The sequence below is a fragment of the Sphingobacterium sp. N143 genome (assembly GCF_030325625.1).
Lineage (GTDB): Bacteria > Bacteroidota > Bacteroidia > Sphingobacteriales > Sphingobacteriaceae > Sphingobacterium.
The window spans coordinates 30,332-43,239 of sequence record NZ_JACAIS010000008.1 but is presented as its reverse complement, the minus strand read 5'-3'; the positions used below and the strand labels follow the sequence as shown (position 1 = coordinate 43,239).

Annotated in this window: 9 protein-coding genes; all 9 read left to right on the top strand. The window is 43.0% G+C overall.

Going from position 1 to position 12,908, the window contains the following annotated elements; all coding sequences use genetic code 11:
- Positions 1-280 precede the first annotated feature (280 nt).
- The 9 genes from HX021_RS15400 (at position 281) to HX021_RS15360 (ending at position 12,876) form a co-directional block, all read left to right on the top strand.
- Positions 281-1,333 carry a tellurite resistance/C4-dicarboxylate transporter family protein gene (locus HX021_RS15400; protein ID WP_286591351.1) on the top strand — a complete coding sequence of 351 codons (1,053 nt, stop codon included), beginning with the start codon at positions 281-283 and terminating at the stop codon, positions 1,331-1,333.
- Positions 1,334-1,395: 62 nt separating this feature from the next.
- Positions 1,396-2,460 (top strand): MFS transporter, encoded by a 1,065-nt coding sequence (locus tag HX021_RS15395; protein ID WP_286591350.1) that lies wholly within the window; start codon positions 1,396-1,398, stop codon positions 2,458-2,460.
- Between the two features lie 47 nt (positions 2,461-2,507).
- Complete coding sequence (locus HX021_RS15390) at positions 2,508-4,724, top strand: molybdopterin oxidoreductase family protein (protein ID WP_286591349.1); 2,217 nt, start codon at positions 2,508-2,510, stop codon at positions 4,722-4,724.
- Between the two features lie 20 nt (positions 4,725-4,744).
- Positions 4,745-5,311 (top strand): 4Fe-4S dicluster domain-containing protein, encoded by a 567-nt coding sequence (locus HX021_RS15385; protein ID WP_286591348.1) that lies wholly within the window; start codon positions 4,745-4,747, stop codon positions 5,309-5,311.
- Between the two features lie 33 nt (positions 5,312-5,344).
- Positions 5,345-5,836, top strand: coding sequence for a Rieske (2Fe-2S) protein (locus HX021_RS15380; protein ID WP_286591347.1), 492 nt, complete (start codon positions 5,345-5,347; stop codon positions 5,834-5,836).
- Positions 5,837-5,841: 5 nt separating this feature from the next.
- Positions 5,842-6,075, top strand: coding sequence for a DUF6755 family protein (locus HX021_RS15375; protein WP_286591346.1), 234 nt, complete (start codon positions 5,842-5,844; stop codon positions 6,073-6,075).
- A 473-nt stretch (positions 6,076-6,548) separates the two neighbouring features.
- Positions 6,549-7,859, top strand: coding sequence for a NarK family nitrate/nitrite MFS transporter (locus HX021_RS15370; RefSeq protein ID WP_286591345.1), 1,311 nt, complete (start codon positions 6,549-6,551; stop codon positions 7,857-7,859).
- 12 nt (positions 7,860-7,871) lie between these two features.
- Entirely contained in the window at positions 7,872-11,390 is a 3,519-nt protein-coding gene (locus HX021_RS15365; protein WP_286591344.1) for a nitrate reductase, read from the top strand.
- The gene (locus HX021_RS15360; RefSeq protein ID WP_286591343.1) at positions 11,377-12,876 is read left to right on the top strand and encodes a rubredoxin; all 1,500 of its coding nucleotides are present in this window, start codon (positions 11,377-11,379) and stop codon (positions 12,874-12,876) included. The genes HX021_RS15365 and HX021_RS15360 overlap by 14 nt, the downstream gene beginning before the upstream one ends.
- Positions 12,877-12,908: the final 32 nt, after the last annotated feature.

Genomic DNA, 12,908 nt, shown 5'->3' with positions numbered 1-12,908 from the left:
ATGTGTCCCCTTAGAATTTCCTATTAACCGAACATATAATTTTGACTGGTCTACTGGATATAGATTTCTTCATCAAGCTGCTGGGCTGATTCCGTGAAGATCAACATGCAGTATTCACCTCTGGAAGAATAGGATCAAAACAGTAATTTCTTAATTCGGTCAAAGGAGGAAAACATAGTACTCTATTCGGTTGTTAATCCTAAAAACATATGACCTATAGGGGATCCTATGATAGGATCTGGCCTACAGTCATCTGGATGATATAACCATATCTAAACATATGAATGCACTTGATCGACGAATTAAAGCCCTTCTTCCTGGTTATTTTGCACTTGTCATGGCAACAGGGATTATTTCTATAGCCTGCCTACTTACCAATTTCAATCTATTGGGAAAAGGTCTTTTTTACCTCAATATCCTGTTTTTAATCGGCCTATTATGTGCCTTGACTTACCGTCTCTTAAGGTATTGGCCCGACGTGGTTGCCGATTTTAAAAGCTATCAGCGAGGTCCTGGTTTTTTCACCCTTATCGCTGCCCTATGTATCATGGGCAATCAGGTCATCCTTTTTGAAGGAATGTCGGGATTGGCTACTATTTTACTGATTGTAGCAGCTATACTTTGGTTTTTCATTATTTATGGCTTTTTTTATAACCTGACTGTAACAGATGATAAAAAACCGTTGAAAGAGGGTATTAATGGGACCTGGCTCATCATCATTGTTTCCATCCAGGCCCTATCGGTATTGATTTCGTTTGTATCCGATGAAATAGGGCCTGTCGCAGAGATCTACCTCTTCCTTGCGGCTTGCCTATTTTTGGTAGGCTGTATTTTTTACTTGTACCTCATGTCACTGATCATTTACCGAATCTCCTTCTTTCCCTTGAATGCCATGGAACTGGGGGCGCCCTACTGGATCAATATGGGCGCCACGGCTATCTCCACTTTAGCGGGATCTATGCTCATCCTGCATGAAAAGCATTTCAGTTTTCTCATCGAAATCCGTCCCTTTTTAAAGGGCTTTGTTCTGCTCTTCTGGGCTGCAGGGAGTTGGTGGATCCCTTTACTGTTGCTGCTCGGTGCATGGCGACATATCGTCAAAAAAGTAAAGGTCCCTACGACGGCAGCGGGATACGACCCCACTTACTGGGCCATGGTATTTCCTTTGGGGATGTATGTGGTCAGTACCTTTCGTCTTAGTGAAGCCTTGGACATCCCATTTTTAAAACTTATCCCTAATGGGTTTATTTATCTTGCATTATTTGCATGGACTGCCGTGATGATCGGTTTTATCCGACAGATACTCAAAGTATTTTGGAATATTAAGATTTAACCATCCTCGGCAAAACAATTTACATCCAAGGCTGTTATTAAAGCTGAGAAAACTCCATTATTATGTTGAAGATTGTAGACCTAAAAGCATTTCTAGTGGCTTGTCTTGCCACTTTATTCACGCTGGCAATGATCTTAATCGGTTCCCGTAGCCTGCAGAATTTTGATGCAGCACTGGTCGCCTATCTCTTCGGCACCTTGTTCGCCGTCTTTGGTATCGTATATCGTTACACGGTATGGGTCCAGCGGCCGCCAACAAGGGTTTATTTCTTGAGCAGCATCAAAATTTTATTCTCAAAGGATGGGCTGCACTTTCTGTGGTATTCCTTCAAGGATTTTGTCCTAAACATTTTATTTCAAAGGTTCATCATGCGCAGGAGCAAATCCCGCGGACTAGCCCACCTGCTCATGGCTACAGGTTGTATCCTGGCATTTTGCATTACCATTCCCCTGACTTTTGGCTGGATACATTTCACTCTGGTACCCGCATCGGGCATGGATCCAACTGCCCCCAAGATATATACCGCTCATTTTTTTGGTTACGCCATCATGAACTTCCCTGTCAAATCCATTATTGGCTTTCTGACCTTTGGCGCATTAAATTGGTGCTCCATTTTGGTCATTATCGGGGCGACATACTTTCTGCAAAAGCGACTCAAGGACCCCGGACTCATTGCTACACAGACTTTTGAAGGAGACCTTCTTCCGTTACTGCTATTGATCATGGTCTCCATCACCGGCCTGGGACTCACGTTGGATTATGAGTTTATGCACGGCAAAGCCTACGAATTTATGGCCGTCACCCATGCTTTTTTCGTGATCGTCTTTTTGATTTGGATGCCTTTTGGAAAATTTTTCCATATCATCCAACGCCCTGCACAGATAGGTGCCCATATCTACAAAGAGGTCGGCCGTCAGCAAGGAATGCAGATCTGTCGATTCACCCAACGGGAGTATACCACAAAACGGCACGTACATGACCTCAAAAAGATTACAGCACAAACCGGATTCAAACTGGAGAATAAAGAAGGAGAATCCATTTTGGATTATAGTCCTGAAGGTAAACGGGATTTGCTTGCCATAGCACATTTCAAAGCACGCAAGGAATCTGGAGAGTTTTTTGGCTAAAATAGACGTATAAAAAAGATAAATTTAATGATATAACATCATGTTTAATGGCAAAATTACCGATACCTATAGAACAGATCATCAACCAATTTGGTCCGCATCTACATTTTCCGGATCCCCAATGGACACCAGGCAGAGACGAACCTGACAGAATAGTGGAAACACACTGCTGCTTTTGTGGCATGCAGTGCGGGATAAAGCTATTGGCCAAAAACAATAAGGTGGTAGGCTTTGAACCATGGATGGAATTTCCTTTCAATGAGGGTCGGTTATGTCCTAAGGGTGTACAGCGCTACCTACAGGACAACCACCCCGACCGACTGACTAGTCCGCTGATCAATACCCCTGGCAAAGGTTACTTATCGGTCTCCTGGGAAGAGGGTATGGAAAAGACTGTTGCCGAGATCCGGCGAATTCAACAACAATATGGCAATGATGCTTTCGCAGTACTTTCGGGAGTCTCGCTCAGTAACGAAAAATCATATATGATGGGTAAATTTGCCCGAGTTGCTCTCAAAACTAAGAACCTCGATTACAACGGTCGTCTGTGCATGGTATCTGCAGGTGCCGGCAATAAAAAGGCATTTGGCCTGGACCGTACGTCCAATAATTATGCTGATCTCGCTCACGCTGAGGTTATCATCGTCACTGGCGCCAACGTGTCTGAGACCTTCCCTACACTTACCTATTGGCTCTGGCAGGCACGTGACAATGGGGCCAAAATCATCGTGGTAGACCCCCGAGAGATTCCCCTTGCCCGGACTGCCGATATCCACTTGGATATCCGTCCCGGTACCGACTCTGCGCTCTTTGGTGCCATCTTGAATTATATGGTACAGTACGACTTGCTCGACCATGAATTTATCGACAATCATACCTCAGGTTTTGCGGAAGCTATAGCCGCTGTCAAAGACTATACCCTGGACTGGGCAGAAGAGATTACTGGCACCAAAAAAGAAAAAATAGAAGCTGCAGCCAAACTCTGGGGTCAGGCTTCCACTTCTTTTCTGCTACATGCCCGTGGTATTGAACACCATACCAAAGGGGTCGAAAATGTACTGAGCTGCATTAATATCGTCCTTGCCTCGGGCAGAATTGGTCGCCCTTATTGTGGCTACGGCACCATAACCGGGCAAGGAAATGGTCAAGGGGGCCGTGAACATGGTCATAAATGTGATCAATTGCCCGGCAATAGGGATATCGAAAACCCCGAACACCGTAAATATATTTCTGAGGTCTGGGGCATCAACGAAGCCGACCTACCCGGAAAGGGCCTAACAGCTTATGAAATCATAGAAGCCATACACCGTGGCGAAATTAAGGGATTGCTATCCATTTGTTTTAATCCTTTGGTATCACTACCGAACAATAACTATGTTCGTGCCGCCCTTGAAAAACTGGAGTTTTATGTAGGCATAGATTTCTTTATGAGTGAAACGCTGCGCCATTGTGATGTCATCCTTCCTGGTTCGCTTCACGAGGAGGAAGAAGGTACCGTGACCACAGCGGAAGGTCGCGTGGTTCGAATCAGAAAAGTGGTCGAGCCACCAGCAGGTGCACGTTCTGATTCCGAAATTATCATGGAACTCGCCCGGCGTTTGGATGCAGGAGACAAATTCTCATATGCCAACAGTGAAGAAATTTTTAACGAGCTTCGGGTAGCATCCAAAGGTGGCACCGCCGACTATTATGGCATCACATATGAAAAAATCGAAAAGAACATGGGGATATTCTGGCCGTGCCCTGACCTCGATCATCCAGGGACACCCAGATTGTGGGAAGACCATAAATTTAAAACACCAGATGGCAAGGCACATTTCAATGCCATAACATACCATCCGAGCATGGATCCCACAAATGTCGAATTTCCAGTGATCCTTACAACAGGACGTGTTGTGTCCCAATATTTAAGTGGCACACAAACACGCCGGATCGGAAAACTTGTCAAACAATTTGCCCAGCCTTTTCTGGAAATCCATCCAGTATTGGCTAAGAAAATAGGCATCAGTCAGTACGAAGATGTACAGGTCATCACCAAAAGAGGTGACGCTGTATTTCCGGCCAATATCGTAGAAACCATCCGAGAGGATACAGTGTTCATTCCTTACCATTGGCCTGGCAAAAAATCTGCCAATCAGCTCACTAGCGCACATCTGGATCCGATCTCCAAGATCCCGGAATTCAAGGTAAGTGCCTGCAGACTGGTACCTACCGGAACACGGTCGTACATTGGCGATGATGCTCTGGATTATAAAAGTATTTAACAATAAAAAAGAAAAAAAATATGGCTCAGTATTATCAATTGCAAGAGGAATTTTTTGTCGACATGCAACGTTGTATCGGATGTAAAGCCTGCGAAGCTGCATGTGCTGAGTGTGAGACTAATGGTCAGGAAGCGATGATCCATGTTAATTATGTCGACCGAAGTACCACCATACAGACCACCGTACAAGTATGCATGCATTGCGAAGACCCCGTTTGCGCTAATGTATGTCCAGCCGATGCCATCAGCAAGGATGAATTTGGCATTGTCCATACAGCCAATACCTCTCGTTGTATTGGCTGCTCCAACTGTGTCATGGCCTGCCCCTTTGGCGTACCCAAGAAAATGGAAGAGTATGACCTGATGATGAAATGCAACATGTGCTACGACCGAACCAGCGTTGGTAAAAAACCGATGTGTGCCACCGTCTGTCCCAGCGGCGCCCTATTTTATGGTACACGCGAAGAAATGCAGACCAAGCGGCCAAATTCAACACCGATCAATACTTTTCTATTCGGAGAAGAGACCGTCAAAACAAAAGTTAACCTCATGATGCCCAAGGGCAGCAAAGAGTTACGTGTGTTATAACAATTTTACAAGTACCGTATAAAGTGCAGACCTATGAGTAATGAAAATAAACATTGGAAGAAGGATTTTCCAATAAACCGTCCAGAATCAAATGAGGTAAGCCGACGGGATTTTGCCCGTATCTTGACCTTTGTATCTGGAGGAATGGTATTGGGCAATGCAGCCATTGCGGCAAAAGCATATTTTTCTAACAAAGAGACCTCTTCAACAAAACAAAAGATCTGCACAACCAGCGATATCCCTATTGGCGGGACTAAGTCATTTGTACTGGAAAATAGCAGTATTCCCTATATTCTGATCCATACAGAAGAGGATGAATACTTTTCCTATGAACAAAAATGCACACACCTCTCCTGTGCCGTCTTCTACAGGCCGGGGACGATGAAAATTGAATGTCCCTGTCACAACGGTTGGTTTAATGCAAAAACTGGTGAGGTACTACAAGGTCCTCCCCCAAGACCCTTAACCAAATTGGAAGTCATCCTTGAAGGAAATGATATTTTCGTTAAAAAAAATAGGCTATAAACGATATGAGTACCTTTAGAAGAGGGCAAGAACAGTCCCATCCACAAAAGAAAAATATGATCATGTCCACCTTGATCGTTGTGTTATTAATCAATCTACTCATTCAGATTTGGCTACTGTACACAGCACTCAACAATGCCCTGGAAGGACATCCAGAGGTGGCCTATAGTACCTTTATTGCTTCTTTTGTGCTATTTGTTGTCTGTGTGATCTGGCTTTTCTTTCTTCCCCGAAAATAAAGCTTAATTTTATTTCCATATCAATTGGCTAGCCCTAGCCTTGGAGATATTTTGCCTCTTGAATCCCCCCACCTTTCTGCTCATAAGATTCCCCTGTTGCTCTCATGTAACGTTAATCCACGACAATAAAATATAATAAAGTTTCTAAAAAACAAACAATAGAAACAAAATACCAATAATTGACAGTGTTTTATTTATAAAAAACACTAATTACCATATAAATACCATAAATAAATACACAAAAATTCAAATATTATTAATAAACTAATAAATCATATAAAAAAACAACAAATAAACAATGTGAATTATTAAAAATAACATCAATTTTAATTATATTTGGATAAAACTCATTAATTATGATAAAAAACACATTATATAACATGAAAAACTATTGAAAATATTAAAATATTAAACAATAAAAAGACAAAAACACACAAACAACTCAACCTAAAACCACAACAAAATCATTAATAATGAACAAAAACCTCGACCCTCTCAACAAACTTCAGGTATTTTCATTTAAAGGCATACAAATGCGTACTTTCCACATTACCTGGATCACTTTTTTTTTCTGTTTTTTTGGCTGGTTTGGTGTGGCTCCATTAATGCCATTAGTCCGAGAGCAATTAGGCTTAAGCAAAAGTGAAATCGGCAATATTATCATTGCATCTGTATCTGCCACCATTATTGCACGCTTATTTGTTGGAAAAATGTGCGACACACTTGGACCCAGGATCACGTATACAATTCTTCTGATCACAGGAGCCATACCTGTTCTATTCATCGGCTTGAGCAATAGCTACGAATCTTTTTTATTGTTCAGATTTTTCATTGGTATCATAGGAGCCTCTTTTGTTATCACGCAGTTTCATACCTCCATGATGTTTGCTCCAAACATCATCGGCACGGCGAATGCCGTAACAGGTGGCTGGGGAAACCTGGGCGGAGGTGTTACTAATTTGGTTATGCCCTTAATCGCAGCAGCATTTGCAGGAATGGGCCTGGTAAGCACTCTTGACTCCTGGCGGATGGCCATGATAGTACCCGGTATCATTTTACTTATCATGGCTTGGATCTATTACCGGTATACCACTGATTGTCCCCAAGGCAATTTCAATAAACTCGAGCTACACCCGCAAGACAAACTCAAAAATAAGGGTTCTTTTCTGTTGGCCTTAAAAGATTATCGTGTTTGGGCACTCACGCTCGCTTATGCTGCCTGTTTTGGCATAGAGATTACAGTGGACAATGTTGCTGCCACATTCTTCATCGATCGTTTTGGCACCAGTATAATTGTAGCTGGGGCACTGGCTAGCATTTTTGGGGGCATGAATTTATTTGCTCGTGCATTAGGTGGTATTGTCAGTGACAAAGTAGGACGCAGTTATGGTATTAAAGGTAAAGGTGCACTGCTCGGTATATTATTACTTTTAGAAGGTGTCGGTATTTGTCTTTTTGCAAGCTCCAATAACCTCGTTCTGGCCATCATGATGATGTTACTTTTCGCCTTATTCCTAAAGATGGCCAATGGCTGTACATATGGCATTGTCCCCTTTATCAATAAGGAAAATATTGGTAGTGTTAGTGGTATTGTCGGTGCTGGCGGCAATATTGGAGCTATGCTAGTCGGCTTCCTCTTTAAATCCGAAACGATCAGCTATGCCGATGCTTTTCAATATATTGGTATAGGTGTCTTCCTAATTGGCTTTACCATTCTCCTGGTACGTTTTCACCCTGACCCCAAGACTGCTCCTCAAATCGTTTCGCTTGAAGCACACAAATAAAATCTTTTCAGCATGAATAAAAAATTGAACGATAGTTATAAAAGCACATGTTGCTACTGTGGAGTAGGTTGTGGCGTAAAGATAACTATTGAAAAACAACAGTCAGTTTCGGTTATCGGAGATAAGGAGCATCCTGTCAACCAGGGAAAACTGTGCAGCAAAGGTTTAAATCTGCAATATACGGTCAACGACCGCTCAGATAGGCTACTGTACCCTCATATGCGCTACCATAGATCCAGCGTCCTACAGCGCGTCACCTGGGAACAAGCATTGGACCGTACAGCAGCCGTTTTCCGCACCTTGATCAAAAAATATGGGCCTGATTCCGTGGCATTCTATGCTTCAGGACAATGTCTTACCGAAGAATATTATATCCTAAATAAATTAGTCAAGGGTTTTATTGGCACCAATAATATTGATACGAACTCCCGTCTGTGCATGAGCAGTGCTGTAGCAGCCTACAAAAAAGCCCTAGGTGAGGACAGCGTGCCGATATGTTATGATGACATCGAACTAGCGGACTGCTTTCTTGTGGAAGGCGCCAATCCTGCCTGGTGTCATCCAATCCTCTGGCGACGTATCGAGGCCCATAAAGCCCGAAATCCAAATACCAAAATCATTGTCGTCGACCCACGCGTTACCGATACCTGCGCATTTGCTGACCTACACCTACAAATTAATCCGGGCACTGATATTGTACTCAACCATGCCATTGGAAGACTCCTCATTGAACAAGGCGACATAGACTTAGATTTTATAGATCTTCATACTGAGGGCTATATGACATACAAAGAACGGGTTTTTGAACGAACCTTATTAGAATCTGCCACAATCTGTGGTGTAAATCAACAGGATATAGTACGTGCAGCCCAGTACATTGGCCAATCAAAAGGATTTTTGAGTCTGTGGACAATGGGGCTTAACCAGAGTGCTGTGGGGGTCAATAAAAATCTGAGCCTAATCAACCTCAATCTGATCACAGGCAAAATCGGTAGTCCCGGTAGCGGCCCCTTCTCACTCACCGGACAACCGAATGCCATGGGTGGAAGAGAGGTCGGGGGCCTTGCCAACTTACTTTCGGCCCATCGGGACATCAACAACAAAGCCCATCGGGACGAGCTTCAGCAATTTTGGTCTGGAACCACTCTGAGTGATCGGCCCGGTCTGACTGCCACTGAAATGTTTGAAGCCCTCGCTGATGGCCGCTTAAAAGCCATTTGGATCCTATGTACAAACCCATTGACAAGCATGCCTAATGTACGCCTGGTTGAACAAGCCCTTAAAAAAGCTAAATTTGTCGTTGTCCAGGAAATCTCCAACAAACCTCAGACACTGGACTTTGCTGATGTTATTCTACCTGCTGCAGCATGGGCCGAAAAAGAAGGCACTATGACAAATTCAGAGCGTAGGATCAGCCATCTACATAAAGTCATCGACCCACCCGGAGAGGCTCTTCCTGACTATGAAATATTTTCAAAATTTGCAAAAAAGATGGGCTTTAAGGGGTTTTCTTATGCGACAGCACAAGATATCTATCAAGAACATGTATTGTCGACTGTAGGAACAAACATATCCATCCAAGGCCTCAATTATAATCTCATTGACAGCCTGAATACGGTACAATGGCCGTTCGATGCAGACAAAAAAAAAGGCACAGCACGACTTTTTGAAGACAAGAAGTTTTATACAATAAATGGCCGTGCGCTTCTTCATAGTCCCCCTGACCAGCATCAGAGTGAGTTGCCCAACGAAAATTTTCCGCTGATCCTCACCACTGGACGCATCCGTGACCAATGGCACACCATGTCTAAAACTGGAAAAGTCAGCAAGCTGAAACAACATATCCGGGAAACATTTTTGGAAATACACCCCCATGATGCCGTGTCATTGAATCTGGAAGAGGGGCAACTGGCAAATGTTTATTCGTTACGTGGAGAGGTTCGTGTAAAAGTTCATATCAGCAAGGCCATTAAGCCAGGCGTGGTCTTTTTACCCATGCATTGGGGTAAATTATTGGACTCCGACCTCCATCGGACCAACAACCTCACCAATAACTTGATTGATCCCATATCAAAGGAACCGGATTTTAAATTTTGCGCTGTACGGGTCGAAAAGTATGTCAAAAAAAAAGAGCGTATCGTCATTGTTGGTGCTGGGGCCGGCGCTCATGGTTTTGTAAGATCCTTTCGCGAAATAAACAAAATTGATGAAATTTTTATTTTTAGTAATGAGGACATGCCTTTTTACAATCGTGTTATGCTGCCTCATTATATAAGCGGTGAGCTCAATTGGGAACAATTGATCAAGATGCAAGATGATGAGGAATCTTTACTGAATATACAACATATTCGTGGTGTACAGGTCACTTCCATCGATCGCACAAACAAATGCATCTGGGACACCAGAGGAGTCAAGACAAACTATGACATCCTGATCCTTGCAACCGGAAGCCGTCCTACTCTACCTAAACATGTACCACAGCTTCCTGGTATTTTTACCATGAGACGCCGCACAGATGCGGATCTGTTGAAAAAATACCTCCCAAAACAAGCGCATGTTGTCATCGTTGGGGGCGGTCTATTGGGATTGGAAATGGCAGCTTCACTGCGCGAAGGAGGAACCAAGATCACAATTGTACAACGGGTATCGCGTTTTCTGAACCGTCAGCTTGACCCTTTAGGGAGCCAATTACTACACGAGGAGATGGTTGACCAGGGATGTGATATATTCTATAACGATGAGGTGCAGCTCTACTGCGGTCGAAATAAATTAACTAAAATCGAATTAAAAAGTGGCCGGCAGATTAAATGTGATGCCGTCATCCTAGCTATTGGCACAACTCCGAATATTGAATTGGCCAAAGAGGCCAACCTTACCTGTCAACGTGGAGTGGTAGTAGATCAGCATATGAAGACAAATGATCCTTCAATTTACGCCATCGGGGAAATTGCAGAATTTGAAGGAGCATGCTATGGTATCACTTCAGCAGCCGAAGAGCAGGCCAGTATTGTCGCACATTACCATCATGGGGATATCAGCAGCTATTATAGCGGGAGCTTGTTGATGAATATTATTAAGATCCAGGGTTTCGATCTCTGCAGCATCGGTTTGGCGGAGGCTCCAAATGAAGCATATGAAGAAATTATCTTTATCGACAAAGCTAAACGTTATTACAAGAAATGTATTATCCATGATGATAGACTGGTAGGTGCAATATTAATAGGCGATAAAAATGAATTTGTCGAGTTCAAGAATTTGATTGCAAATAAAATAGAACTGAGTGAAAAACGCTTACAGCTCCTGCGTAACGGTGAAACCAAAGAAGCAATCATTGGTCGCTTGGTCTGCTCCTGTAGCCAAGTCGGTGAAGGGAATCTGAAAAAACGAATCGTCAGTGGCTGCACAGACATTCAAGAACTATGCTCATCAACAGGTGCTGGAACTGGGTGCGGCTCATGTCGACCAGAAGTAAAGACCATTCTTGACAACTATATTTTTAACCAAAAGGAGGTTTTGAATGATGCAAAATAAAACTATTAAAAAAGCTATGTTTGTTAAAATGAACCTACCTGGCGGAGTCATCTCTACAGGAGAATTTGCAAACCTTCTGCACCCTTTGGAAGATGTAGGGATCAAGGAAGTCAAATTCGGCAGCCGTCAACAGCTTTATTTCCAGGTCACTGATACGCAATTGGAGGCCTTAACATATACCCTGCTCAACCAGGAACTCCATTATGAAATCGGAATGGATACGCAACCTAATATTATTAGCTCCTATGTAGCTGATGGTCTTTTCAATCAAAGCACATGGGTCCGTGAAGGAGTTTATAAAGATATTTTGGATAGTTTCGACTTCAATCCCAGATTAAAAATAAATATCGTTGATCCCAACCAGGCTCTTGTACCTTATAATACGGGTAATCTTAATTTTATCGCTTCCGAACTGGGTAATTATTGGCATCTTCACCTTCGGTTTCCTGGCAGCAACTTATTTTTCACTTGGTCAACTTTGGTCAATACCGATGATATTTCCAGACTCAGTCGGCTCCTGGAGCCTGCCATAACCCTAGCTAGCATTGAGACTCCAGAAGATGGGCGACAGTTTGGGGTAAAATTGGAACAGCTAGCCCTGGAAATAGGAAAATTCTTATTTCAGCCCATTCAGCAGCCTTTTATCGAACCATCCTTCAAGCTACCTTACTATGAAGGCTTTAACCTATATCAAGATAGACTTTGGTTGGGCGTATATCGCCGTTCGGAGACTTTTTCCGTATCATTTCTACGTGACATCTGCCATGTATGCCTGAAGCATAGAATTGGTCAACTGTACAGCACCCCATGGAAATCAATCATTGTCAAGGATATTCAGCCAGCAATACGACCGGACTGGGATATCGTATTGGATCGGCACCGGATCAATCTGCGCCACGCCCTCAATGAACTCAACTGGTTAACTGAAGATTTCGATCCTTATGCATTGAAGCTCAAACAAGAACTGGTACACCAGATGAACTGGCTAGATATAAGGACTTACAAACTGTGCTTTGGAATCAAGATGAAACCCAAAAGTGGAATCTGGGGATCTGTCATTTTACGTTTCATTAAATCTAATCGTAGCAAATCATGGTTTCAGGTACAATATAGTCGGGATTTCAATCCCAACTCAAGGGATTTTATTACCTATAAAAAACGGGTGGAGCGTGGAGAACTCCTTGCGGTGATCCTAGCTTTATGCGAGGACTTTTATTTACTTCAGGATAAACATACCGATCAAGAACATCATTCAGCGGGATCTCTGCTACTACCAGAAGAGGTAAATACAAGTACAGTGCTACATCAGTGCACACAATGTCAAACTATCTATGACCCAATGTGGGGTGACAGCACACAGGATATTCTCCCGGGTACAGCATTCGAGGATTTGCCAGAGACTTACCATTGTTACTTATGTGAAGCCGAAAAAATGACCTTTCAAGAGATTGATACAGTTATGAAAAACAGCAACTATTTTTCTTAGTCCCGGTAAGATTATGTAATTTATAATTATTA